Source organism: Rodentibacter pneumotropicus DSM 21403 (assembly GCF_000379905.1).
Classification (GTDB): domain Bacteria; phylum Pseudomonadota; class Gammaproteobacteria; order Enterobacterales; family Pasteurellaceae; genus Rodentibacter; species Rodentibacter pneumotropicus.
The window spans coordinates 119,736-145,536 of sequence record NZ_KB904058.1 but is presented as its reverse complement, the minus strand read 5'-3'; the positions used below and the strand labels follow the sequence as shown (position 1 = coordinate 145,536).

Sequence of the window (25,801 nt, the reverse complement as noted above, 5' to 3'; positions counted from 1 at the left end):
CTTGATTGATGATCATAAATAAAATCACACTATGATTTAGCTACTAAGTATAAAAGATTCACCGCCTAAATAATAGGAAAAGCGCATGTTGATGTCTTATAAAAAACGGAAAATCGTACAAGTTGGCGTGTATCAACAACAAGGTCATATACAATTTGTTTGGTTAGATAACTTAAAACAAGTTCAATTTCTTTCATTTTTGATTAGTGAAGCAAATATTAAAACTCAGCTAATGGCACGAGTAGTCCAGAATTTTCCACAAAACCGCTTGCAGTTGCGTCTTATTGGTTGTGTCTCCCCTCATCTTACTTGGTCAAAAACCTTAATCCTTCCTCACATGCTAAATACGCAAGAATGTGAGCAACAATGCAGTTTTGTTTTACAAAAAGAATTACCCATTCCTCTTGATGAGCTTTGGTTCGATTATGCCAGCACGGATCTAAAACAAGGTTTCCGTCTTGATATTCATGCTATTCGTCAGCAGACAGCATGTGAAGTCCAGAGGATCTGTGATGAATTATTACTTAATGTTTTGGATGTTGCTCATCATGCAATTATGCGTACATTCTGTTTTCTTTTAGGGAAAGAAGTACAGGAAAATGCATTGTATTTATATCAAGATGAATCCCATTGTTTTGCTATTATGAATGTGTCTCACAGCCAACAACTTTTACAAACATCGGAAAATTTAACCGCACTTTATGCTCAATTTTGTCAGCGTTTTGATGTTGAGATTGAGCGTATTTATGTATATCAGACAGTTGATACCGAACAAACGGATTTGCCGGAGAATTGGCGGCGGGTTATGACGAACTTGCCTTTTATTGCCTTAGGAAACGCGCTGTGGCAAAGGGATTTACGTCAAAATAATGCTGGTTTTTCGACTGTGATTTTAAATGAGAATCTCAATGAACGGCATTAATTTATTTCCTTGGCGGTTAGAAAAATATCGGCAATTACTGTTTTTGTTTTTACTCAAAATGTTTTCCGTGTGGGCTGTCGCTTTTTTGCTATATGCAGTGTTGAGTTGGTTTCAACACCAACAAAAAGAGGCATTAAATCTGCAATTAAAACAGTTTGAACAACAAAAAAGTCGTTTAACGCAAACCGTTCAAAATATTGCCAAAATGAAACAAGCCATACAAAATTTAACAGAGTTGCAAGCCATTGAATCCGATACGGTTGAACAGGTTTTGTCTTTGTTGCCTCGATTTCCTTTTCAACAAGGTGAACTGGAAATATTTAACCTTAATGAAGAAAGGATTCAGCTTAATGGATTTTGTTTGTCACAACAAGAATTTGAATCATTGCACGAATTTCTGAGTTCTCATTTCAGTACAGTTAAACTGACACAATTTAAAACAGAACAAGGTCGCTTGGTTTTTCAATTTGATCTCTCCTTAGAGATGACGGGAGGTGGCAAGTGAAACCTCTGATTAAACAGCGGCTCCCCTTTGTTGAAAAGTGGTTGGCATTGCCAAAAATGTATCATTGGAGTTTTTTTATCTGTTGTTTAAGTGCGGTCAATTTTTCTGTTCTTTTAGAGGGATGGAAAAGTGAACAGCAACGGCAAATGCTAGAACAGGAAATTGTACAACAATCAACAGAATTGGCTCATCAAGAAAAATTACTTTCGACTTTAAAAAAACATTCTGATCAGCGTGAATTATCGTCTCTGCTAACAAAGCAAATTGTGGCATTAGATGAACAAATTCACAGATTGTTGGGTGATGAAATTGAATTGATTGTCTATCAATGGGATTTTTCCTCTCGACCGATTTTACAGATTCAATTAGAGGGGCAATTTCAATATTCATATCATTTTCTCACTACACTTTTAGCGCAACAAACCCTACTTTCTTTCGTACAGCTTACGATGGAAAAAAAAGAAAATGGAAAGTTGCAAAGCCATCTTGTTTTACAACTTAAAAGGGAGGAATAAGGATGATGATATCTCGTTATTTTTTAGGTCTATGTTGCTTATTTTCCTGTCTTAATGCGGTAGCAACGGATCCTTTTGATCGCTCACAACGTCAAACGGGGGAAAATAAAATGAATCTCCCCAAAATACGGAAAGAAAAATGTGTTTTTAATGAGCCTTCCTTTGCCATAGAAAGTGCTTTTGAACAGCTGAAATTAGTGGGTGTGGTGCTTTATAAAAATAGCTCAAAAGCACTATTTTTAGATCCTCACCAACAATTGATAGTTGTTAAACAAGGTTACAGGTTGGGGCAAGAGGGGTATTTAATGCAACAGATTGGAAGAAATGGAGTGAAGTTGTTGCGTTCAAAAACAGGGCAATGTGAACAAACGGAGCCCTTAGAACTTAGATTTTAGGAGAAGATATGAACATATGGCTTAGAAAGTGCGGTCTCTTTTTGCTAAGTTTTTATTGGGGGGATTTATTAGCGGCAGAATTGAAAGAGAATCAAGTTTTTTCTATCCGATTGAAACAAGCGCCAATTGTATCTAGCTTGCAGGAACTTGCGTTGGAGCAGGGAACCAATTTAATCATTGAGGACGAATTGGAAGGTTCGCTTTCGTTACAATTAGATAATGTTGATTTTGATCGTGTATTACAGTCTGTCGCAAAAATGAAGGGATTAGCTTTAAAGGTGGAGAATGGTATTTATTATTTAGGTAAACAAGGCAGTTCAAGAGTGCTCTCATCTTTAGCAAAAGTACCTGTAGAAATCGCTAATGAAATTGCTGAACCGATGAAATCTGATGTACCTATGTTAGTCAGTAAAACCATTAAACTCCATTTTGCGAAAGCCTCGGAAGTAATGAAATCGCTTACGACTGGTAGCGGATCTTTATTGTCTGCGGTGGGGAGTATTACGTTTGATGACCGGAGCAATGTATTAATTATTCAAGATGAAGCAAAATCCGTCAAAAATTTGATGAAACTGATTGCCGAACTGGATAAACCTATTGAGCAAATTGCTATTGAGGCCAGAATTGTCACTATCACGGATGAAAGCCTCAAAGAGTTAGGTGTGCGTTGGGGAATTTTTACCCCAACAGAGAATGCACATCGAGTGAGTGGTGGTATTGCGGCCAATGGTTTTGCCAATATAACAGATAATTTAAATGTTAATTTTGCGACAAACACCACACCGGCAGGTTCTTTGGCATTACAAGTGGCTAAAATTAACGGGCGATTATTAGACTTAGAATTAACTGCACTTGAACGTGAAAATAGCGTAGAAATTATTGCTAGTCCAAGGTTACTGACAACTAACAAGAAAAGCGCAAGTATTAAGCAAGGTACTGAGATTCCTTATGTTGTAACGGGTAAGAACGATATACAAACCGTTGAGTTTCGTGAGGCTGTGTTAGGTTTAGAAGTGACGCCTCATATTTCCAAAGATAACAATATTTTGCTTGACTTATTGGTTAGCCAAAATTCGCCGGGTAATCGGATATCTTATGGACAACAAAATAACGAGATTGTGTCCATTGATAAGCAGGAGATTAACACCCAAGTTTTTGCGAGAGATGGTGAGACTATCGTGTTGGGAGGAGTGTTTCATGACACGATTACGAAAGGTATTGATAAAGTCCCTGTGCTAGGTGATATCCCATTGATAAAACGTTTCTTTAGTAAAGAAAGTGAACGACATCAAAAGCGTGAACTAGTAATTTTTGTTACACCACGTATTTTAAAACAAGGAGAAAGTTTAGAAGGATTGAAACAAAAAACAGCAGGCAAACCAAGGAAGTAAAAGTGCGGTTAGATTTTAATACATTTTTTCAGTTTAATTGTGTGTTATGTCAAGCTACCTTAAAACAAGGTCAAAATGGATTATGTTCAATTTGTCAGCGAAAAATCCAACAATATGTCTATTGCGGCGGTTGTGGTATGCCATTGCAACACTTTGCTCTCCATTGTGGTTGCTGTGGGCATAATGAATTTGCATGGGATCGAATGGTCGTCGTTGGACGCTATGATACATTACTTTCTCAATTAATTCATCGTTTCAAATTTCAAAAACAATTTTGGCTCGATCGTACTTTAGCTCGCTTGCTTTTATTGGCAGTTTATGATGCAAGGCGTAACCACGGTTTAATCTTTCCTCAAGCGATTATTCCTGTACCACTTTATCATCTTCGCCAGTGGCAGAGAGGTTATAATCAAGCAGATTTATTGGCAAAAATTATTAGTCGATGGCTTGAAATTCCTTGTATATCCCATACTGTTAAACGTGTGAAACATACGCGCACTCAACGTGGCTTAAGTGCTGCAATACGTCGTCAGAATTTGAAAAACGCTTTTACGATCGATCTTTCCAAGCCTTTTCCTTATCAACGAGTGGCATTAGTGGATGATGTTATCACTACGGGGAGTACGCTCAATGAGATTGCTAAATTATTACCTAGTCTAGGTGTTCAGGAAATTCAAGTATGGGGGCTGGCACGTGTCTGATTGGCTTAGATGATAAGGATGATTTTGATAAAAAAGTGGAAAAAATACCGCAGTAGGCGTATCATTTCTGACGAATTTTCTCAAGTATTAAGGAATATTTTTATGGAGCAAATTGCTATTTCAAAAGCAGCACAGGAACATTTTCGCAAATTATTGGATACCCAAGAGGAAGGAACGAATATTCGTATTTTTGTAGTGAACCCCGGTATGCCAAATGCAGAATGTGGAGTGTCTTACTGTCCTCCAAATGCGGTAGAAGCAAGCGATGTAGAAATGAAGTATGATACTTTCTCTGCCTTTGTTGATGAGGTGAGTTTACCTTTTTTAGAAGAAGCTGAAATTGATTATGTGACAGAAGAATTAGGGGCACAGCTTACGTTAAAAGCGCCGAATGCGAAAATGCGTAAAGTGGCAGATGATGCGCCATTAATTGAACGAGTAGAGTATGTGATTCAAACCCAAATAAATCCTCAATTAGCAAGCCATGGTGGTCGAATTACTTTGATTGAGATTACGGAAGAAGGCTATGCTGTTCTACAATTTGGTGGTGGTTGCAATGGTTGCTCAATGGTGGATGTCACTTTGAAAGATGGTATAGAAAAACAATTAGTTGGTTTATTCCCAAATGAATTGAAGGGGGCAAGAGATGTTACCGAACATCAACGAGGGGAACATTCTTATTATTAAGTTATTTGTAAGTTTCTAATTTAAGGGCGTGGTATACGCCCTTAAATCTTGCAATAAATACAATAGTAGAGAGAACTTTGAGCTTCAATCTTAATATGTTTTTAAGGCATGGTTATACATGGATTAATTTTTGCAGTAACCGATCCATTGCACGGTAGCCCAATGCCTCTGCCAAATGGGTTTGAGAAATTTGTTTTTCGCCATTCAGATCGGCAATGGTGCGTGAAACTTTCAAAATACGATGGTAGGCTCGCACTGAAAGCCCGAGCTTATTTAATGTGTTCTCAAGAAATAGCGCCTCTTTTTTATTTAATTTACAATCACGTTCAATCTCTTTACCGGTTAAATAAGCGTTGATTTTTCCGGCTCGGGCTAATTGGATTTCTCGTACTTTTAATACCTTTTCCCGCACTTGTGTACTGGTTTCACCTCGATCACCTGAATGTTGTAAACTCCCTTGTGGTAATAGCGGAACTTCAATAGATAAATCAAATCGATCTAAAAACGGCCCGGACAGGCGGTTTAAATAACGCATAATTTGTTGTGGTGAAGTGCGATTATGTGTACCGGTATAATGCCCTGTCGGGCTAGGATTCATTGCCGCCACCAATTGAAAACGTGCAGGAAATTGGATTTTTGCATTGGTGCGTGAGATAACTATTTCGCCACTTTCTAGCGGTTGGCGCAACGCATCAAGGACTTTTCGCTCAAATTCCGGTAATTCGTCTAAAAAAAGTACGCCATTATGCGCCAAGGAAATTTCTCCCGGTTTAGGGAGCGTACCGCCGCCTACTAATGCCGGTAGTGAGGCACTATGATGCGGTGCTCGAAAAGGGCGTTGTTTCCAATTATGGAGATTAAGTTCATTTTGCACAAGGCTTGTCACAGAGGCGGTTTCAATGGCTTCTTGATCGCTCATTTCCGGTAACAGTGCTGTTAAACGGCTTGCCAGCATGGTTTTACCGGTTCCCGGTGGACCAAGAAAAAGTAAATTGTGTTGGCCGGCAGCGGCAATGGTGAGTGCCCGTTTGGCGTGTTGTTGTCCAATAATATCCGTTAAGTCTAAGTGATTTTTAGGGTGAAAATTGACCGCACTTTCCTGTGTTAATTCGGCGGCAGTCGGCAACTTTTCCTCATTATTAAGAAATTGCACTACGTCAAGGAGGGTTTGAGCGAAATAAGTATTTTGCTCTGAAACTAATGAGGCTTCGTTGGCATTTTGTTTGGCAATGATAAGTTCCCGTTTGGCTTTTTGTGCGGCAAGAATAGCCGGAATTACCCCATGAACGCCTCTCAAATGCCCAGTAAGTGCCAGTTCACCAGTAAACTCAAACTGCTTTAACCGTGAGGAATTTAATTGATCGGAGGCGGCGAGAATCCCGATGGCAATAGGTAGATCAAATCTCCCTCCTTCTTTGGGTAAATCTGCCGGTGCAAGGTTTACGGTAATACGTTTTGCTGGATATTTAAATTGTGCGTTTATCAATGCACTGCGTACGCGGTCTTGAGCTTCCTTGACTGTTTTTTCAGGCAGGCCGACCAGCGTAAATCCCGGCTTTCCGTTGCTCAAATGGACTTCAATCGTAACAAGTGGGGCTTGTATGCCCATGGAAGCACGGCTATAAACGATGGCAAGGGACATAGGGATCCTAAAAGTGCGGTTAAAATTTAAAAAGTTTTCGTACTATAAAAAAAGCCGGTGATGAAATCTCTCATCACCGGCTTTTTTTGCGATCTTACTCGCAAAATTCATATTTTATTCAGAAAAAACTGGCGAAAACCAACTATCTAATTTTGTCGCAAGTTTATCAATACCAATTTTATTTTGTGCTGAAAAAGCTTCTACTTGAATATCGCCTTGAAAGGGAAGAATGGCTTCCCGCACCATTTTTACTTGTTTGCTACGTGCGCTTTGGCTCAATTTATCTGCTTTGGTGAGTAGGAGTAAAACCGGTAAATTTGCGGAAACCGCCCATTCAATCATTTGTTGATCGAGATCCTTTAATGGATGACGAATGTCCATCAAGACAACAAGCCCCGCTAAACATTCACGTTTTTGTAAATATTCACCTAAGGATTTTTGCCATTGGATTTTCATTTGTTCCGGTACGGCGGCATAACCATAGCCCGGTAAATCCACAAGTTTACAATTTGGCTCGACTTCAAATAAGTTGATGAGTTGGGTTCGTCCCGGGGTTTTAGAGGTTCGGGCAAGGTTTTTTTGGTTCGTCAATGCATTAAGTGCGGTAGATTTTCCTGCATTTGACCGACCGGCAAAAGCGATTTCAATGCCGGTATCTTCAGGAATGGCACGGATATTAGGGGCACTCGTGAGAAAATGGGCTTTGTGATAATTCAGTTTGATTTCAGACATAATTTTTCCTTTCATATACAGTGACTAAGCATAGCATAGATCACAAATTTGCTGAAATTGTGTAAAATAGGTTTCAATGAGAAAAGCTTAATAACAAATAAAAATGACTCAAAAAAATCAATACCGTTGGACAGCTGCAATAGATATTTATCCGGATCGCCCTGGGCGTTTTTATGTACTTAAACGTTTGCGTTATAACTTGCGTAGCCTTTTACATTGGCGTTGGATCAAGAAATTTGAAGGATTTATTAATCAACATCCTGAGCTGATTAAGTTATTAAATGAACGAGTGGATTATGCTTATCCATTAGTTTATCGTTTTTTAGATAAACGCTTTAACTCATCACAGCGTTTTGACGCCATTTGTGATAATTTATTATTTTTGCCTGAAAAATTAACCGCACTTTCGATACCTCTATGGGAAAAAGCATTGAATTTTGGGGAAATTATCCCTGATTTTGAGATAACATTAAGTATGACGACACATCAACCCATGGAAGGTTACTGGGTATTGGAACTGTGGCATAAATCTCAAAATGAATTGGTTTATTTACTCACTTTTGCCAAACTTAAGGATGCATTGCTTATTGCTGTTGTACAGGGACCGAATTTTGAAGGGGCAAAAGAAAGAGTGAAACAGCTTACGAAAGCTTGCTATGGCTTACGTCCTGCCTATTTAATGATTGAGGTAATGAAAGCACTTACGAAGTGTCTTGGATTTGAGAGTCTACTCGGTATTCCGCAGAGGTATCAAAATAAATCTCGCTTTATTCAGTCGAAAAGCTATACCGTGGATTATGATGCTATTTTTTCAGAATCAGGCGGACAACGAAAAGATTATTGGGTTTTGCCTTTGGAAGAGAATAGAAATCTTGATGATATACCAAGTAAAAAACGTTCAATGTATCGGAAACGCTACGCTATGTTAGATGAATTTTCGAAATCCATGGCCGAGAAACTAGGGATTAAGACGTAAAAGAGCGGTCAAATTGACCGCTCTTTTGTTCTCTATTCAGCCTCTTCCTTCGCCCATTCTAATGAGCGTTTCACAGCTTTTTTCCAACCTTTGTAGCGACGTTCGCGTTTTTCGTTGTCATTATCCGGTGTGAAAGTGCGTTCTACGCGTGCTTTATCGCGGAGTTCGTCCAAGTCTTTCCAAAAACCGGTGGCCAGACCTGCAAGATATGCCGCACCTAACGCGGTGACCTCTTTCACCACAGGACGTTCTACATTCACATCCAAAATATCCGCTTGGAATTGCATTAAGAAATTATTGTTTGTTGCACCGCCATCGACACGGAGATATTGTAAGTGCTCGCCTGAATCGGATTGCATGGCTTCCAGTACGTCACGGGTTTGATAGGCAATAGATTCAAGGGTAGCACGCACAATGTGGTTACGATTTGCACCGCGAGAAAGCCCGAAAATCGCACCACGTGCATAAGGATCCCAATAAGGAGCGCCTAAACCGGTGAAGGCAGGGACAACATAGACGCCATTGCTGTCCGGTACTTTTTGCGCAAAATATTCGGAATCAAAACTGTCGTGAACAATTTTGAGTTCATCACGTAACCATTGAATAGAAGCACCGGCAATAAATACGGAACCTTCCAAGGCGTATTCCGGTTCGCCTTTGGCATTACAAGCGATGGTGGTGAGCAAACCGTTTTTTGAGGTGATCGCTTTATCACCGGTATGGAGCAACATAAAACAACCTGTGCCGTAAGTATTTTTTGCTTGACCGGCATGTACACACAAGTGACCATAAAGTGCTGCCTGTTGGTCACCGGCAATACCTGCTACCGGAATACGCACACCGCCTTTACCGCCAATGTTGGTTTGACCGTAAATTTCAGAAGAGTTACGCACTTCCGGCAACATTGAACGAGGAATATTCAAGATTTCAAGCATCTTGTCATCCCATTGTTTGGTGTGAATATTAAATAACATGGTGCGTGAGGCGTTGGTATAATCAGTGACGTGAACAAGACCTTGAGTCAGTTTCCACACAAGCCAAGTATCTACGGTGCCGAATAATAGTTCCCCACGTTCTGCTTTTTCACGAGCCCCTTCTACGTTGTCCAAAATCCATTTCACTTTGGTTCCGGAGAAATAAGGATCAACCACTAATCCTGTGGTGTGACGAATATAATCTTCATAACCGTCCGCCTTGAGTTTATCGGTAATATCCGCAGTACGGCGACATTGCCAAACAATAGCGTTATAAACAGGAACACCTGTTGCTTTTTCCCAAACAATCGTGGTTTCACGTTGGTTGGTGATGCCAATTGCAGCGATTTCATCGGAGGTAATACCGGCTTTGGCAACGACTTCGTTGAGGGTGGAACTTTGCGTTGCCCAAATTTCCATTGGGTTATGCTCTACCCAACCTGCACGAGGGTAGATTTGAGTAAATTCGCGTTGAGCAATTTCGACAATGTTAGCGTTATGATCCAGTAACACTGCTCGAGAACTGGTTGTGCCTTGATCTAAAGCGATAATGTATTTTTTGTCGGTCATGGTAAACTCCTTGGAGTACGTTTTTTGTTATAAACGAATATTTTGAGCTTAAACGAACAAATTGCGCCCATAACCTAATGGAATTTTCATTAAAATTAAATACCTATTTTGTGATTTTATGACAGTGATCACAAAAATTTTTCTTTTTCGATAAATAATTATGTGATCTGCTTCTCATTTCTAAAATTTAGTTTAAATACTTACTTGAATCGTAGGGTTTTTGGCTGATAATGAACACACTCAAATTGAGTGTCTCACCTTTGATCGAATAACGAACATAATTGCCTATCGGCACTTCTTTTTAGAAATGCCTTTTTCAATCATCGTATGGAGATTCTCTTATGAATGTTTATTTTGCAGAGTTTTTCGGCACCGCACTTATGATTCTTTTGGGGAATGGTGTTGTTGCCAATGTTTGTCTTGATAAAACGAAAGGACAAAGTTCCGGTTGGATTGTGATTACGACTGCATGGGCGTTTGCCGTATATGTGGCGGTTGTCGTTGTCGGGCCTTACAGTGGAGCACATCTGAATCCGGCAGTTACCTTAGGGCTTGCCGCAAAAGGTGTATTCGATTGGGGCTTAGTGCCGGGTTATGTTATTGCTCAAGTTTTTGGCGGTATGGTAGGCGCTTTGTTGGTCTATATTATGTACCGTAACCATTTCTTAGCCACAGAAAATGAAGGTTCAAAACGTGCTTGTTTCTGCACAGAGCCGGCAATTCGTCATTATCCAAGCAACCTTGTTAGTGAAATTATCGGCACCTTTGTCTTGATCTTTGTGATTTTCTATATCGTTGGCGCTGATATTACCTTGCCGGGTACAACCAAAGCAACGCCTATTGGTTTAGGCTCTATCGGTGCATTGCCAGTTGCGATTCTTGTTTGGGCGATCGGTTTGAGTTTAGGGGGAACAACCGGTTATGCTCTCAATCCGGCACGGGATTTTGGACCGCGTTTAACCTTAGGACTTTTCCTCCGCCGCCAATTAAACACCAAACCGGATTGGGCATATTGTTGGGTACCGATTGTAGGACCGATCATCGGATCGTTATTGGCAGCGGCTGTTTATGCTGTGGTGATGTAGCTAAATCGAAAAACGGGTTGGAAAACAACCGCACTTTTTATACATATAAAAGAACCCAATCTTTTATAGATTGGGTTCTTTATTTTGTGAGAAAAATTATTTCTGCCCTTTTAAAAACATCACGCCTGTATCAGGGAAATCAGTAAACACTCCTGTTGCTCCGGCTTTATTTAGCAACGCATCATACATTTGATTTACATTGGTAAAAAATTCCGGTAGGGCATCTTTACGCACCGTATAGGGGTGTAATTCCACCTTATACTGTGCTAATTCTTTCACTAATGGGGTATATTGAATATTATCGACTTTCGATTTTTCTTTATCGATTAACATATACCAGCCTGGCCCTACGCCATCAGCATATTTTGCCACTTCTGCCATAGCCCCTGGTTTGAACATCCAATCATAATCGTAGTTCACCCATTTGCCTTGAGCATTTTTTTCTTCAGTTTCATGCCAATCAGTGTATGCCACTAATTGAACTAATTTCAAATCCATCCCCATTTTAGGGAGTAATTCAGTTTTTATGCGTTTTAACTCATTGAAATCAAAGGTCTGTAAATAAACCCTATCAGTTTTTTTGTCATAACCGTATTTTTTCAATACCTTGAGTGTTTCGGTTGCAATATCTTTGCCGTTTTGGTGATGGAACCAAGGGGCTTTAATTTCAGGGTAAATACCCACTTTTTTTCCGGTGGATTTTTCTAAACCTTGGATAAATTCAATTTCATCCTCAAAAGTATGGATTTTGAAATGGGATTTCCAAAGCGGGAAACGGTTAGGGTAAACGGCAACTTGTTTACCGTCTTTGGTTTTAAAGTTTTCCGTCATATTCAAACTTTGAATTTCTTTTAAGGTGAAATCAATTACATAATAACGGCCGTCTTTACGGTGACGGTTTGGGAATTTTTTAGCCACATCAGTTAAGCCGTCCAAAAAATGATCATGAATAATAATGAGGCGACCGTCTTTTGTCATGGCTAAATCTTGTTCTAAATAATCCGCTTGTTGACCGAAAGCAAGGGCTTTGGACTCCAGAGTATGCTCCGGTAAATAGCCGCTTGCACCACGGTGGGCGATAATGATTTTTTCTGATTTCATATTATTTGCCATCATTGAAGTTTGACTGCTACAACCGGCTAATACGCCTGCAGCCAATAAAGAAAGGACTAAAGTCTTAAGTTTCATAACTATTTCTCCTTGAAGAAGTGCGGTTAGTTTTCGGATTGTTTTTTGTGAATGAATAATATTGGGTCAATATAATTCATTTATGTTAAAGATTTCTTAAAGAAAAAAGGCGACTTAAGCATTTGCCCGTCACCTTATTTACACTAATTATTTCGTACCGTAGGTATCACCTAATTTCGCTTTGTGTTTACCTTCTTCAATCATCACATTGAGAAGCAATAACACTGCTAAGATACCGCCGATAATCATAACGTAGAAACCGCCATCCCAGCCGTAGTATTCAGCTGCCCAACCTACTACAGCAGAGGCTGAAACTGTACCGCCTAAATAACCGAATAAGCCGGTGAAACCTGCTGCCGTACCTGCTGCTTTTTTCGGTGCAAGCTCAAGGGCGTGTAAACCAATTAACATCACCGGACCATAAATTAAGAAACCAATAGTTGTCATTAAAATGAAGTCGGTTAATTGATATGGGTTTTCATACCATGCACTGTAGCTAGCAATCTCAGCTTCAGGTGTAGCCGGGTTTTTCCATAAAGCCACAACCGCAATGGTGGTTAAGATCATGAAGATGAAACCGGTTAATCCGCGTTTACCTTTGAATACGTGGTCAGATACCCAACCGCATAATAATGTACCCGGAATCGCCGCCAATTCATAAATGGTGTATGCCCATGCGGTACCTTTAATGTTGAAGTGTTTGACTTCACCTAAGTAAACCGGCGACCATTTCAACACACCGTAGCGAATTAAGTAAACAAATACGTTAGCAATGGCGATGTACCATAATAATTTGTTTTTCAATACATAAGTCATAAAGATTTCTTTGGTAGAAAGCTCATGCTCGTAAGTTTTTTCGTTATAGTCATCGGGATAGTCATTACGCCATTTTTCAACAGGTGGTAAACCGCAAGATTGTGGGGTATCTTTCATCACAAGATAAATCGGAATAGCGATGATCATTGCGGCAATACCCGGATAGTAAAGGGCTTGTTGCCATACGTCTTTTGCCGTGGCCTCTACACCGTATGTGCTAAAGTAAATAGCACCGGCTAGAAGTACCATTGCCCCCGGTACCATACCACCAAGGTTGTGTGCGGTATTCCAAATAGAAACGATAGTTCCGCGTTCGGATTTAGACCACCAGTGAACCATAGTACGTCCGCATGGTGGCCATCCCATCCCTTGGAACCAACCGTTTAAAAAAATCATAATCCACATGATAACGATGCCGGATGTCGCCCATGGGAACAGCCCCATCATGGTCATACATAAACCGGACAGCAATAAACCGAATGGTAAAAAGACTTTCGGGTTAGAACGGTCCGAAAGCATTGCCATAAAGAATTTTGACAAACCGTAAGCCAAACCGGCTGCCGTACCGACAAGACCCAACTCAGCCTTGTTATACATACCTGCTTCAATTAAACCTTTTTGAGCCAAGTCAAAGTTTGCACGCACAAAATAGTAAGCAGCATAACCAAAGAAGATTCCTGCAAATACCTGCCAACGTAAGCGTTTATAAGTAGAATCAATTTTTTCCGCCGGAAGTTCCGCAATATGCGGCGCGGGTTTAAATGGTCCAAACATAATTTTTCTCCAACAACATTTATAATTATGATTTTCCCTTCAAATTTAAAAAAGAAAGGAACAGCGTGCATAATAATGAAAAATAAAAAATAAGGAAGTTTTTGAATTAAAAAATGTGAAGTGGTTCACAAAAAAATTATGCTTATATGAGTGAATGCGAAAATATAGTGATCTTTCTCACAAATTTATTTTCTTTTTCGAGCAAAATGTTGTTAATTTAAACGTTATTCTCTACAATCGGTTTAGTTTTTTATTTTCTCTTATTTTTTGTGGGCTTTGGGGGTAAACATGGGATTATCGCCTAATTTATATCGAGATGTTGGAGATTTTTCTTCTTTATCTACAGATGTGATTATTATTGGCGGTGGTGCAACAGGCGCTGGTATTGCACGCGACTGTGCATTGCGTGGTGTTAATTGTATTTTATTGGAACGCCGTGATATTGCGACCGGTGCAACCGGGCGTAATCACGGGCTCTTGCATAGTGGTGCACGCTATGCGGTGAATGATCAAGAATCGGCGGAAGAATGTATTAAAGAAAACCGTATTTTGCGCAAAATCGCCCGTCATTGTGTAGATGAAACGGAAGGGTTATTTATCACTCTACCGGAGGATTCCCTTGATTATCAAAAAACCTTCATTGAAAGCTGTATAAAATCCGGTATTGAGGCAGTTGCTATTGATCCTCAACTTGCCAAAATTATGGAGCCTTCTGTTAATCCAAACTTAGTGGGGGCAGTGGTTGTGCCGGACGGTTCCATTGACCCTTTCCGTTTAACTGCCTCCAATATGATGGATGCCGCAGAAAACGGTGCCAAAGTATTCACTTATTGTGAAGTGAAAAATCTTATTCGGGAAGGCGGGAAAGTCATTGGCGTAGATGTTTATGACCATAAAAACAAGATTAAACGTCAATTTTTTGCACCAGTGGTGGTGAATGCCAGTGGGATCTGGGGGCAAGGGATTGCGGAATACGCTGATCTCAAAATAAAAATGTTCCCGGCAAAAGGTGCCTTACTGGTGATGGGACACCGTATTAATAAAATGGTGATTAATCGTTGCCGTAAACCGGCGGATGCCGATATTCTCGTGCCGGGTGATACCATTTGTGTGATTGGTACGACATCCAGCCGCATTCCTTATGATCAAATCGACAATATGGAAGTCACCCCCGAAGAGGTGGATATTCTTTTTCGTGAAGGGGAAAAACTTGCGCCAAGTTTACGCCACACGCGTGTGCTTCGCGCTTATGCGGGGGTGCGTCCACTCGTAGCGACTGATGATGATCCGTCAGGTCGAAATGTAAGCCGTGGTATTGTTTTGTTGGATCATGCAGAGCGTGACGGTTTAGACGGATTTATTACGATTACCGGCGGTAAACTGATGACCTATCGCTTGATGGCAGAATGGGCAACGAATTTAGTGTGTAAAAAGCTGAATAAAAATACTCCTTGTGTTACCGCAGAGCGTCCTTTACCGGGTTCGACAGAAAGCCGCCAAGAGACCAATCAAAAAGTGATCTCATTACCAAGCACTATTCGCTACTCCGCCGTATATCGCCATGGTGCGCGGGCAAGTCGATTGCTACAAACAGATCGTTTAGATCGTTCCATGGTGTGCGAATGTGAAGCGGTGACGGCGGGGGAAGTACGTTATGCTATTGATGAGCTTGATGTCAATAATCTGGTGGATTTACGCCGCCGTACCCGTGTAGGCATGGGAACCTGCCAAGCGGAACTTTGTGCTTGCCGTGCTGCTGGGTTGATGAATCGTTTTGAGGTTGCCACTCCTCGCCAATCTACCACTCAACTTAATGCCTTTATGGAAGAGCGTTGGCGTGGTATCCAACCTATCGCTTGGGGTGAAGCAATTCGTGAGGCGGAATTTACCGCTTGGATGTATGGTAGCGTATTGGGTTTGAATGATGTGAAACCGCTTGAAGAACAAGCGCAACAAGGGACGGATAGTAATGAATTTTGATGTAGCGATTATTGGCGGTGGCTTGGCGGGATTGACCTGCGGCATAGCCCTTCAACAACAGGGTAAACATTGCGTGATCATCAACAACGGACAAGCCGCAATGGATTTTGCCTCCGGTTCTTTTGATTTATTAAGTCGTCTGCCTGACGGAAGTGCGGTGGAAAATTTAAAAGAAAATTTGACCGCACTTTGCACCGCATTACCGGCTCATCCCTATAGTCTGTTGGGGGGAGAACAAGTGATGAGCAAAGCACAGGCGTTTGAAACCTTGGCTCAATCACTCAATCTTCATTTAGTCGGTTCCAGAGAAAAAAATCACTGGAGGGTGGCAGGATTGGGGAGCTTGCGTGGCTCATGGCTTTCCCCGAATAGTGTTCCGACGATAGAGGGGAGTGAATCTTTCCCACACAAACGTATTGCTGTGCTGGGTATTGAAGGTTATCACGATTTCCAACCGCAATTATTAGCCGCAAATTTAGTGCTTAATACGCAATTTGCTCATTGTGAGGTAACCAGCGGTTTCTTGAATATTCCACAGTTGGACGAACTTCGACAAAATGCCCGTGAGTTCCGTAGTGTCAATATCGCCCAGCTTTTAGAACATAAATTGGCTTTTGATGATTTGGTGAAAGAAATTGTGGATGCGGCGCAAGGTGCAGAAGCGGTATTTTTGCCGGCTTGTTTTGGGTTAGAAAATCAAGAATTTATGACCGCACTTCGCCAAGCTACAAAACTCGCTTTATTTGAATTACCAACTTTGCCGCCGTCATTGCTAGGAATGCGCCAACGTATTCAATTACGTCGCCAATTTGAATCCCTCGGTGGATTAATGATGAATGGCGACAGTGCAGTGAAAGCGCATTTTGACGGCGATCGTGTGCGTTGTATTATGACACGTCTGCATAATAAAGAAGAAATCATTGCTGACAATTTTGTCCTTGCCTCCGGCAGTTTTTTCAGCAAAGGGTTAATGTCCGAATTTGATCGAATTTTCGAGCCAGTGTTTTATGCTGACATCACGGGCGTACAAGGTTTTAATGAAAAAGATCGTTTCACTTGGACGGATCACCGTTTCTCTAATCCGCAACCTTATCAATCTGCCGGGGTGGTGATTAATGCGCATTGCCAAGTACAAAAGGGCGGTCAATTTTTAACGAATCTATATGCGGTGGGTAACGTCATCGGCGGTTTTAATGCTTTAGAACTGGGTTGTGGTTCTGGGGTGGCAGTGGTAACAGCACTTACCGTGGCTGATGAAATTTTAGCAAAGGCAAAATAGGAGGGGCGATATGGATACAAATATTCAACGATTAATTGACAGTGCAAAACAATCGCTCAATTCACCGGCAAGCCACCAGTATATTGATGAAAGTTTTGAAAGCTGTATTAAATGTACTGCTTGTACCGCGGTTTGTCCGGTTTCTCGTAATAATCCTCTTTACCCCGGTCCGAAGCAGTCCGGCCCTGATGGTGAGCGTTTACGTTTAAAATCTGCCGAACTTTATGACGAAGCTCTCAAATATTGTACGAACTGTAAACGTTGTGAAGTGGCTTGTCCGTCTGATGTAAAAATCGGTGATCTTATTGTTCGGGCTCGGAATAATCATTTGGCACAACAGAAAAAACCGCTGATGAACAAATTGCGTGATGTCATTTTGAGTAACACCGATGTGATGGGAAAACTCAACACGCCCCTTGCGCCCATTGTGAATACTATCACCGGATTAAGTGCCACTAAATTTGTGCTTGAGAAAACCCTTAATATCAGTAAAAAACGCACTCTGCCGAAATATTCCTTTGGCACGTTTCGTAGCTGGTACATGAAAAATGCCTTAGAAGAACAGAAAAACTTTGAACGCAAAGTCGCGTATTTTCACGGTTGTTATGTGAACTACAATAATCCCCAATTGGGCAAGGAATTTCTGAAAGTATTCAATGCCATGGGGATTGGTGTGATGTTATTAGAAAAAGAAAAATGTTGCGGCTTACCTTTAACCGTGAACGGTTTTCCTGAGCGCGCGCGCAATATTGCTCAATTTAATACCGACCATATTGGCAAAATAGTGGATGAAAAAGGGGTAGAGGTAATTAGCGAAGCCTCAAGTTGTGCGTTAAATTTACGGGATGAGTATCATCATATCTTAGGTATCGACAATGCCAAAGTCCGTCCACACATTCATATGGTGACCCCTTTCCTGTATCGGCTTTTTAAAGAAGGTAAAACTTTGCCACTCAAGCCACTTAAATTGCGGGTGGCATACCACACGGCATGCCATGTGGAAAAGGCCGGTTGGGCACCTTACACGTTGGATGTGTTGAAACAAATTCCGGGATTGGAAATCATTATGTTGCCGTCACAATGCTGCGGCATTGCCGGTACTTATGGATTTAAAGCGGAAAATTATGACACTGCACAATCTATCGGCAAAACTTTATTTGATAATATCAATGATGGCGGATTTGATTACGTTATTTCCGAATGTCAAACCTGTAAATGGCAAATTGATATGTCCTCCAACGTTACCTGCATTCACCCTTTGACCTTACTTTGTATGTCAATGGAGGCGTAGGAAACAAAAAAGTGCGGTTAAAATTGACCGCACTTTTTACTTCTATCTTACTTAAGCCTTCGCCAAAATCGCTTTATGTTCTTTAATCAATGTCATAAAAGGTTGGGCGAAGCGTTCCAATTTTATTGCTCCCACGCCGTTAATTTGCAGCATTTCAATATTAGAGGTCGGCATATATTGTGCCATCTCTTGTAGTGTTGCATCATTGAACACAATATAAGGAGGGATATTTTCCTTGTCGGCGATTTGTTTGCGTAAAAAGCGCAGGCGGGCAAAAAGATCTTTATCGTAATTAACCATCGTGCTTCGTTGTGGACTGTGAGCAATTTTGCTAATTGCGGAAATACGTGGCATTGCGAGTTCTAGGGGGATTTCTCCCTTTAACACGGGTTTGGCGTTTTCTGTAAGCTGTAATGTTGTGTTAAATTCTCCAATCACCTGCTGTATAAAACCAAGATGAATTAATTGGCGAATCACCGATTGCCAATGTTCTTTGCTCTTATCTTTACCAATGCCATAGACGCTCAGTTTGTCGTGTTGCCGTTCGAGGATTTTCTGATTTTGCATTCCTCGTAATACGCCAATCACATATTGCGCTCCGAAACATTGCCCTACACGGTAAATGGTTGACATTACTTTTTGCGCATCTACTAAAGCGTCATATTTCTTAGGTGGATCTAAGCAAATATCGCAGTTGTTGCACGGCGTTTGGCGATGTTCTCCAAAATAATTGAGCAACACCAAACGACGACAAGTCTGACTTTCGGCAAATTCGCCTATGGTTTCTAATTTATGTTGTTCAATTTGCCGTTGAGGTGTTTCCGGTTTCTCAAGTAAAATCTTTTGTAACCAAGCATAGTCCGCTGATTCATAAAATAATACGGCTTCCGCAGGTAAATCATCCCGTCCTGCACGACCGGTTTCTTGATAGTAAGATTCAATACTACGCGGCAAATCAAAATGTGCCACGAAACGGACATTGGATTTATTGATCCCCATACCAAAGGCAATAGTTGCCACCACCACTTGTATATTATCACGTTGAAAATCCTGCTGCACACGTTCACGCTGTGTGGTTTCCATTCCGGCGTGATAGGCAGCAGCGGATACTCCTCTATTACGTAAACTTTCTGCTATTCGTTCGACTTTATTACGACTGTTACAATAAACAATACCGCTTTTGCCTTTTTGTGCCAGCACGAAACGGGCAAGTTGTTCCATGGGTTTAAATTTTTCTTCTAGTGTGTAGCGGATATTTGGGCGATCAAAACTGCCAATATATTTATGCGGATTTTGCAGTTTTAGATGAGTGAGAATATCTTGCCGTGTGGCATGATCCGCAGTTGCCGTCAATGCCATAATAGGCGTATTCGGAAAACTGGATTTTAAGCCGCCAAGTTGGGTATATTCGGGGCGAAAATCATGCCCCCATTGAGAAATACAATGCGCCTCATCAATGGCGATAAAACTGACTTGACAATAGGAAATCAGCTGGAAAAAGCTGTTTGTCATTACCTTTTCCGGTGAGATGTAAAGGAGTTTAAGCTGTCCTGAAATCAGCTTATTTTGTACTTGTTGCTGCTGTTCTAATGTTTGGCTGGAATTGAGAAAATCCGCCTCAATACCGTTAGCCTGTAGTTGATCCACCTGATCCTTCATTAATGAAATGAGGGGGGATATCACCAGTGTAAGTCCATCAAAACAGAGCGCCGGAATCTGATAGCAGAGAGATTTACCATTCCCCGTCGCCATTACCACCAGTGAATCTTGTCCATTAAGTGTGGTATTAATAACTTCTTCTTGCCCTTTGCGGAAAGATTGATAGCCGAAAACCGAATTTAGCACAGAAAGTGCGGTTGGTTTTTCCGGTATTTTTGGGGATGGAGGAAGACTGGACATATTAGAATTGAACAGCTTCGCCGTGCGCTGCACAGGCTTTCGTTAAACTATCCCAGAATCGTTGTCCATCATTAGAAATCCATTCACCATTTTTGAAGGAAAAATGAAAACCGCCTAATTTACTGGCAAGCCAAAGTTCAAACAAAGGTTCTTGTTTGTTGATAACAATTTGTGTGCGATTGTCAAAGGTCATAGTAAACACCGCGCCTTGGGTTTCACAATCCACATCTGCACCTTGTTCTTCTAATTCTTCTTCAATTTTTTGCCAAATTTGTTCAATATTTTGATGAAATTCTGCAACATTCATAAATGTTTTTCCCTTCAAATCTGATAGAATGCGGCAAATTATAAAGCCTTTTGTTCCCTTGTGAAAGGCGGATTTAACGATGAGTGAGAGAGAAAAAATGAAAAAATTATTGTCAATTTTAGTATTAAGTGCAGTTTGTGTGTTAGCAACAGGTTGTGGCGTGAAAGGACCATTGTATTTTCCGGAAAAAGAGCAAACGCAACAGAATCAATAATTGGTGAGACACAATATGAATTTTTTCCAATATCAAAATAACCGACTTTATGCAGAACAATTGCCGGTACAACAACTCGCAGAACAGTTCGGTACACCGCTTTATATTTATTCCCGCGCCACGCTGGAACGCCATTGGCATGCGTTTAACGACGCATTAGGTTCACATCCCCATTTAATTTGTTTTGCTGTGAAATCTTGCTCTAACATTGGGGTATTAAGTGTTATGGCAAAATTAGGTTCAGGTTTTGATATTGTCTCGCAAGGCGAATTGGAACGCGTATTGGTGGCAGGTGGTGAGGCATCGAAAGTCGTCTTTTCCGGTGTGGCAAAATCTCGCGAGGAGATTATGCGTGCTTTAGAGGTAGGGATTCGTTGTTTTAATGTTGAGTCTGTTTCTGAACTTCACCACATAAACCTCATTGCCGGCGAAATGGGAAAGCTTGCACCGATCTCCTTGCGTGTAAACCCTGATGTAGATGCTCATACTCATCCTTATATTTCCACCGGTTTAAAAGAAAATAAATTTGGGGTCAGTGTGGATGAAGCCCGTGAAGTCTATAAGCTGGCAGCAAGCCTACCGAATGTGAAGATCACGGGAATGGATTGTCATATCGGATCGCAACTCACTGAATTGCAACCCTTTTTAGATGCGGTAGAGCGTCTTATTGTGCTAATGGAGCAACTCAAACAAGATGGCATTGCTCTGGAACATTTAGATTTAGGCGGCGGTTTGGGGGTAACTTATACCGATGAAAATCCGCCACATCCAAGCGAGTATGCTAAAGCCTTATTGGAAAAACTAAAAGATTACAAGGATCTTGAAATTATCCTTGAACCGGGACGGGCAATTACCGCCAATGCCGGCATTTTAGTAGCAAAAGTCCAGTATTTGAAAAGTAACGAAAGCCGTAATTTTGCCATCACGGATACCGGTATGAACGATATGATTCGTCCGGCATTGTACGAAGCCTATATGAACATCGTAGAAATTGACCGCACTTTGGCGCGCGAAAAAGCCGTTTATGATGTGGTGGGGCCGGTGTGTGAAACCTCGGATTTTTTAGGCAAACAGCGTGAACTTGCCATTGCGGAGGGCGATTATATTGCACAATGTTCTGCGGGTGCTTATGGGGCGAGTATGTCTTCCAACTACAATTCCCGTCCACGCACAGCGGAAGTTTTAGTGGATGGCGATAACGCACATTTAATCCGCCGCCGTGAAAGTTTGCAAGAACTTTGGGCGTTGGAATCGGTGATTTAATCCTCCCTTGAAAAGAAAGTGCGGTTGAAAAACAGAGAGATTTTCAACCGCACTTTTTTTATACCTGATGCTTAAACTTCAACAAATCCCGACGTTCTTTTTTGTTCGGGCGACGTTCTGGATGAGGCATCGAAAGGGCGTTATTTTTTCTTGCCCATGCCATTTCTTCCCGTTTTTTCAAACTTTGGCTCGTTTCTCGATAAAGTAATTGTGCTTCGGGTGCACCACGGCGTTGATCGCTTAACGCCAAAATTTCTACTTCTTTTTCTTCATTGCCTTGACGTAATTTTAAGATAGCGCCTACTTCCACTATTTTGCTGACTTTTGCCCGTTGTCCGTTGTAATGTACTTTTCCCCCTTCAATCATAGCTTTCGCAAGACTGCGGGTTTTATAAAAACGGGCAGCCCATAGCCATTTATCTAGGCGAACGTCTTTTTCTTCCATTTGGGATCTCTCTATTGCTCAATTTATGATACAGTTTGAGCCCAATGGTATCACAAAATAAAGGAAAACCGATGTCGTCAAATAGTCAAAAACACTTGCCTCAAATTCTTTCCACACGTACCGTTGCAAAATCACGCTTATTTGAAATTCAGGCGGTTGATTTGGCATTTAGTAATGGTGAAAAACGCACCTATGAACGCTTTAAACCGGGAGTGCATCAGGCGGTGATGATGGTGCCTATTGAGGGTGATGAACTTTTAATGATTCGGGAATATGCTGTGGGTACGGAACGTTATGAGCTGAGTTTTCCTAAAGGGGGAATCGATGTAGGGGAAACGCCGGAGGAAGCGGCTAATCGTGAATTGAAAGAAGAAATTGGCGTTGGGGCAAAGCACATCCGTTTTTTACGCACGATCATTACCAGCCCAAGTTATATGTGTAACCCAATGCATATTTTTATTGTGCAGGATTTTTATCCTTGCAAGCTTGAAGGGGATGAGCCCGAACCATTAGAATTGGTTCGTTTTCCATTGGTAAAATTAGATGAATTAATTGCAGATCCCGATTTCAATGAGGCGAGAAATTTGACCGCACTTTATGCCTTAAGAGATTATTTGGACGGTCTAAGATAAGATAATGAGATATTAATAATTTTTCTAATAAAGAGAGTATTTATTAAATATTTTTTAATTTAATTGCATAAATATTTAAATAATTCTTGAGTTTTTTGCCGTTTCTTGGGAAAGTGAAGAGCTTTTTATTTAACCTAGGGAAAAATTATGCCTCATTCAAATTTAAAAGAACTCACGTTTCGTGGGATTATTCTCGGGGCGTTAATTACGGTGATTTTCACCGCGTCTAACGTCTATTTGGGATTAAAAGTCGGAATGACTTTTGCTTCTTCCATTCCTGCCGCTGTTATTTCCATGGCAGTGTTAAAATTCTTTAAAGATTCCAGTATTTTGGAAAATAATATGGTGCAAACTCAGGCTTCTGCTGCCGGCACTTTATCTTCCGTTATTTTCGTTTTACCGGGTTTGTTAATGATGGGTTACTGGAACGATTTTCCATTTTGGCAAACCATGTTAATTTGTGCTTCCGGCGGAACATTAGGTGTATTGTTTACGATTCCGCTACGCCGAGTGATGGTAGTGAATAGTGATTTACCTTATCCGGAAGGCGTCGCCGCTGCCGAAATTTTAAAGGTGGGAAATCATGACAAAGGTGATACCGGTGTAAAAGACATTGCTTATGGTGGCGTGTTAGCTGGTGTTGTAGCATTTTTAACCAATGGCTTACGTGTAATGGCGGATGGGGCAAGCGCCTGGATTCAAACCGGTAAAGCCGCTTTCCAATTACCAATGGGGTTCTCTCTGGCATTATTAGGTGCAGGTTATTTGATCGGTATTGTTGGAGGTATTGCTATGTTAGTCGGCTTAGTGCTGACTTGGGGTGTCGCCGTTCCGTTCTTTACTGTGTCCGGTGATATGCCGACAGATATGGGGTTAATCGACTTTGCCATGAGGACATGGAAAACCAAGGTTCGCTTTATTGGAGTGGGGACGATCGGTATTGCCGCAATTTGGACATTACTGGTTTTAATGAAACCGATGGTAGAAGGTATGATACATTCATTCCGTATGTTGAAAAGGGGCCAATCAGAATCTGATGATCGCATTGATATCGATCTTTCACCAAAAACGATGATTTATATCCTCATTGCAACCGTTGCATTGATCGTGATTTCATTACATCACTTTATTGCAGTCGCACCTATTTCACCGGAACTTTCTATTTTATTAGTGGTGGTTTGTACCTTCTTGGCTGTATTTATTGGCTTTTTTGTGGCTGCGGCTTCCGGTTATATGGCTGGATTAGTAGGGGCATCATCAAGCCCAATTTCCGGTATCGGGATTATTTCGGTGATTGTGATTTCTCTCGTATTGGTTTCTATCGGTAATGCTACGGGTTTATTTGAAACCACAGATGGTCAGAAATTTTTAACCGCACTTACGCTCTTTACAGCCTCTATCGTGCTAACTACCGCGACGATTTCCAACGATAACTTACAAGATTTAAAAACCGGTCTGTTAGTTGAAGCCACGCCGTGGCGTCAGCAAGTGGCATTGATTATCGGTTGCTTTGTCGGCGCACTGGTGATTGCTCCGGTATTGGAAATTTTGTATCACGCTTATGGCTTTACCGGAGCGTTGCCACGTCCGGATATGGATCCGACTCAAGCACTTTCCGCACCGCAAGCCACGATTATGACGACTATCTCACAAGGTATTTTTACTAACCAATTAGAATGGACGTACATTTTAACTGGTGTGGGCTTAGGGGCTGTGTTAATTATTATTGATGAATTTTTGAAAAAAGTGAGTAATAAAGCCTTCGCATTGCCGGTATTAGCGGTGGGAATTGGTATTTATTTACCACCATCTATTAATACACCGGTTGTCGTTGGGGCATTTTTAGCATGGTTCATTAACCGCCATATTGCAAACTATGCGGCACGAACCGGCGATAAACAAGCCTCGGCTAAAGCAGAACGTTTCGGTACGCTTTTTTCGGCAGGCTTGATTGTCGGTGAAAGCCTCATGGGGGTGATTCTCGCCTTCATTATTGCAGCTTCTGTCACATCCGGTGGTTCTGAAGCACCACTGGCGCTTAACCTTGAAAATTGGGACGGCATTGGTGAAATATTAGGTTTAACCGTATTTATTGCCGGAATCATTATTTTTGCTTCCCGTGTATTACGTGCGAAAAAATCTGATTAATCCCTAAAATTCCTTTAAAATAGGCTATCTTTCCCGATAGTCTATTTTTTTATGAAACCTTATCTCAAAGCATTAATTTTATTTCCTCTCATTTTACAAGGATTAGTGACCGCACTATTTTGGTTTTTGAATTGGGATTTTGAACCGACCCCTTTTACTCGCTATCTTATGGTGGCATTTTTTCTCACCACAATCCCTGCTTTTTTAATTGCCTTGGTTGCCGCGAGATTTCGTTATATTCGTCATAATATTGCAGCCATCGTATTATGCTCATCATTGATTAGCTTTTTTTATTGTAATGTCGCGTCCTATTTCTATTTATTGTTTATGGGTAAACAGGACGCTTCATTTTGGCAATGGCTTACTGAAGGCGGTTTAACATTAGGGATACTAAGTGCTTGCTGTATGGTCTTTTATACCCTATTTGTGTTGCCATGGCTGTTGCCGAAAACAAAATCATTATGAAAAAA

At 41.0% G+C, this 25,801-nt stretch carries 25 protein-coding genes; 17 read left to right on the top strand and 8 right to left on the bottom strand.

Going from position 1 to position 25,801, the window contains the following annotated elements; genetic code table 11:
- Nucleotides 1-85: 85 nt before the first annotated feature.
- The 7 genes from A3GE_RS0109315 to nfuA all read left to right on the top strand — a co-directional run bounded on the left by A3GE_RS0109315 (nucleotide 86) and on the right by nfuA (nucleotide 5,116).
- Nucleotides 86-922: a pilus assembly protein PilM gene (locus A3GE_RS0109315; protein ID WP_018356995.1), complete on the top strand. Its 837-nt coding sequence runs from the start codon at nucleotides 86-88 to the stop codon at nucleotides 920-922.
- Nucleotides 909-1,427 (top strand): PilN domain-containing protein, encoded by a 519-nt coding sequence (locus tag A3GE_RS0109310; protein ID WP_018356994.1) that lies wholly within the window; start codon nucleotides 909-911, stop codon nucleotides 1,425-1,427. The genes A3GE_RS0109315 and A3GE_RS0109310 overlap by 14 nt, the downstream gene beginning before the upstream one ends.
- Nucleotides 1,424-1,942 carry a hypothetical protein gene (locus A3GE_RS0109305; RefSeq protein WP_018356993.1) on the top strand — a complete coding sequence of 173 codons (519 nt, stop codon included), beginning with the start codon at nucleotides 1,424-1,426 and terminating at the stop codon, nucleotides 1,940-1,942. The genes A3GE_RS0109310 and A3GE_RS0109305 overlap by 4 nt, the downstream gene beginning before the upstream one ends.
- Nucleotides 1,943-1,944: 2 nt before the next feature.
- Nucleotides 1,945-2,337, top strand: a complete 393-nt coding sequence (locus tag A3GE_RS11635; protein WP_018356992.1) for a pilus assembly protein PilP — start codon at nucleotides 1,945-1,947, stop codon at nucleotides 2,335-2,337.
- A gap of 8 nt (nucleotides 2,338-2,345) precedes the next feature.
- A complete protein-coding gene (locus A3GE_RS0109295) occupies nucleotides 2,346-3,728 on the top strand; it encodes a type IV pilus secretin PilQ (RefSeq protein ID WP_018356991.1) in 1,383 nt (460 codons plus the stop codon).
- 2 nt (nucleotides 3,729-3,730) lie between these two features.
- Entirely contained in the window at nucleotides 3,731-4,429 is a 699-nt protein-coding gene (locus tag A3GE_RS0109290; protein ID WP_018356990.1) for a phosphoribosyltransferase family protein, read from the top strand.
- Nucleotides 4,430-4,531: 102 nt separating this feature from the next.
- Nucleotides 4,532-5,116 carry a Fe-S biogenesis protein NfuA gene (nfuA, locus tag A3GE_RS0109285; protein ID WP_018356989.1) on the top strand — a complete coding sequence of 195 codons (585 nt, stop codon included), beginning with the start codon at nucleotides 4,532-4,534 and terminating at the stop codon, nucleotides 5,114-5,116.
- A 112-nt stretch (nucleotides 5,117-5,228) separates the two neighbouring features.
- Here the strand turns inward: nfuA and A3GE_RS0109280 are convergent, their stop codons facing one another.
- Both A3GE_RS0109280 and yihA read right to left on the bottom strand, forming a co-directional pair.
- A complete protein-coding gene (locus tag A3GE_RS0109280; RefSeq protein WP_018356988.1) occupies nucleotides 5,229-6,758 on the bottom strand; it encodes a YifB family Mg chelatase-like AAA ATPase in 1,530 nt (509 codons plus the stop codon).
- A gap of 114 nt (nucleotides 6,759-6,872) precedes the next feature.
- Nucleotides 6,873-7,490, bottom strand: coding sequence for a ribosome biogenesis GTP-binding protein YihA/YsxC (gene yihA, locus A3GE_RS0109275; RefSeq protein ID WP_018356987.1), 618 nt, complete (start codon nucleotides 7,488-7,490; stop codon nucleotides 6,873-6,875).
- A 103-nt stretch (nucleotides 7,491-7,593) separates the two neighbouring features.
- On the opposite strand from yihA, the gene A3GE_RS0109270 reads away from it, so the two are divergent.
- A complete protein-coding gene (locus A3GE_RS0109270) occupies nucleotides 7,594-8,466 on the top strand; it encodes a VirK/YbjX family protein (RefSeq protein ID WP_018356986.1) in 873 nt (290 codons plus the stop codon).
- A 32-nt stretch (nucleotides 8,467-8,498) separates the two neighbouring features.
- On the opposite strand, the gene glpK is transcribed toward A3GE_RS0109270, so the two are convergent.
- Nucleotides 8,499-10,010, bottom strand: coding sequence for a glycerol kinase GlpK (glpK, locus tag A3GE_RS0109265; protein WP_018356985.1), 1,512 nt, complete (start codon nucleotides 10,008-10,010; stop codon nucleotides 8,499-8,501).
- 341 nt (nucleotides 10,011-10,351) lie between these two features.
- On the opposite strand from glpK, the gene A3GE_RS0109260 reads away from it, so the two are divergent.
- Entirely contained in the window at nucleotides 10,352-11,095 is a 744-nt protein-coding gene (locus A3GE_RS0109260) for an MIP/aquaporin family protein (RefSeq protein WP_018356984.1), read from the top strand.
- A gap of 96 nt (nucleotides 11,096-11,191) precedes the next feature.
- Here the strand turns inward: A3GE_RS0109260 and glpQ are convergent, their stop codons facing one another.
- Together glpQ and glpT are read right to left on the bottom strand one after the other, a co-directional pair.
- On the bottom strand, nucleotides 11,192-12,283 hold the full coding sequence (glpQ, locus tag A3GE_RS0109255) for a glycerophosphodiester phosphodiesterase (RefSeq protein ID WP_018356983.1): 1,092 nt from the start codon (nucleotides 12,281-12,283) through the stop codon (nucleotides 11,192-11,194).
- Between the two features lie 147 nt (nucleotides 12,284-12,430).
- Nucleotides 12,431-13,873 carry a glycerol-3-phosphate transporter gene (glpT, locus tag A3GE_RS0109250; protein ID WP_018356982.1) on the bottom strand — a complete coding sequence of 481 codons (1,443 nt, stop codon included), beginning with the start codon at nucleotides 13,871-13,873 and terminating at the stop codon, nucleotides 12,431-12,433.
- Between the two features lie 288 nt (nucleotides 13,874-14,161).
- Here glpT and glpA point away from each other — a divergent pair, with 288 nt between their 5' ends.
- From glpA to glpC, 3 genes are read left to right on the top strand one after another with little or no spacing between them, the layout of a single operon-like run.
- Nucleotides 14,162-15,853 (top strand): anaerobic glycerol-3-phosphate dehydrogenase subunit A, encoded by a 1,692-nt coding sequence (gene glpA, locus A3GE_RS0109245; protein WP_018356981.1) that lies wholly within the window; start codon nucleotides 14,162-14,164, stop codon nucleotides 15,851-15,853.
- Complete coding sequence (gene glpB / locus A3GE_RS0109240) at nucleotides 15,843-17,132, top strand: glycerol-3-phosphate dehydrogenase subunit GlpB (protein WP_018356980.1); 1,290 nt, start codon at nucleotides 15,843-15,845, stop codon at nucleotides 17,130-17,132. Before glpA ends, glpB begins: the two co-directional genes overlap by 11 nt.
- Nucleotides 17,133-17,142: 10 nt before the next feature.
- Nucleotides 17,143-18,423 (top strand): anaerobic glycerol-3-phosphate dehydrogenase subunit GlpC, encoded by a 1,281-nt coding sequence (gene glpC, locus A3GE_RS0109235; RefSeq protein WP_018356979.1) that lies wholly within the window; start codon nucleotides 17,143-17,145, stop codon nucleotides 18,421-18,423.
- A gap of 51 nt (nucleotides 18,424-18,474) precedes the next feature.
- On the opposite strand, the gene recQ is transcribed toward glpC, so the two are convergent.
- On the bottom strand, nucleotides 18,475-20,322 hold the full coding sequence (recQ, locus tag A3GE_RS0109230) for a DNA helicase RecQ (RefSeq protein ID WP_018356978.1): 1,848 nt from the start codon (nucleotides 20,320-20,322) through the stop codon (nucleotides 18,475-18,477).
- Between the two features lies 1 nt (nucleotide 20,323).
- Entirely contained in the window at nucleotides 20,324-20,629 is a 306-nt protein-coding gene (gene cyaY, locus A3GE_RS0109225; RefSeq protein ID WP_018356977.1) for an iron donor protein CyaY, read from the bottom strand.
- A gap of 97 nt (nucleotides 20,630-20,726) precedes the next feature.
- On the opposite strand from cyaY, the gene lptM reads away from it, so the two are divergent.
- Together lptM and lysA are read left to right on the top strand one after the other, a co-directional pair.
- The gene (lptM, locus tag A3GE_RS12375; protein WP_077553533.1) at nucleotides 20,727-20,843 is read left to right on the top strand and encodes an LPS translocon maturation chaperone LptM; all 117 of its coding nucleotides are present in this window, start codon (nucleotides 20,727-20,729) and stop codon (nucleotides 20,841-20,843) included.
- A 15-nt stretch (nucleotides 20,844-20,858) separates the two neighbouring features.
- A complete protein-coding gene (lysA, locus tag A3GE_RS0109215; protein ID WP_018356975.1) occupies nucleotides 20,859-22,106 on the top strand; it encodes a diaminopimelate decarboxylase in 1,248 nt (415 codons plus the stop codon).
- Between the two features lie 58 nt (nucleotides 22,107-22,164).
- Here the strand turns inward: lysA and hslR are convergent, their stop codons facing one another.
- Nucleotides 22,165-22,551 carry a ribosome-associated heat shock protein Hsp15 gene (gene hslR, locus A3GE_RS0109210; protein WP_018356974.1) on the bottom strand — a complete coding sequence of 129 codons (387 nt, stop codon included), beginning with the start codon at nucleotides 22,549-22,551 and terminating at the stop codon, nucleotides 22,165-22,167.
- 71 nt (nucleotides 22,552-22,622) lie between these two features.
- Here hslR and nudE point away from each other — a divergent pair, with 71 nt between their 5' ends.
- The 3 genes from nudE (at nucleotide 22,623) to A3GE_RS0109195 (ending at nucleotide 25,796) form a co-directional block, all read left to right on the top strand.
- Nucleotides 22,623-23,183: an ADP compounds hydrolase NudE gene (nudE, locus tag A3GE_RS0109205; RefSeq protein ID WP_018356973.1), complete on the top strand. Its 561-nt coding sequence runs from the start codon at nucleotides 22,623-22,625 to the stop codon at nucleotides 23,181-23,183.
- Between the two features lie 147 nt (nucleotides 23,184-23,330).
- Nucleotides 23,331-25,331, top strand: a complete 2,001-nt coding sequence (locus A3GE_RS0109200) for an OPT family oligopeptide transporter (RefSeq protein ID WP_018356972.1) — start codon at nucleotides 23,331-23,333, stop codon at nucleotides 25,329-25,331.
- Between the two features lie 51 nt (nucleotides 25,332-25,382).
- Nucleotides 25,383-25,796, top strand: coding sequence for a hypothetical protein (locus tag A3GE_RS0109195; protein WP_018356971.1), 414 nt, complete (start codon nucleotides 25,383-25,385; stop codon nucleotides 25,794-25,796).
- The last annotated feature ends 5 nt before the right edge of the window (nucleotides 25,797-25,801 follow it).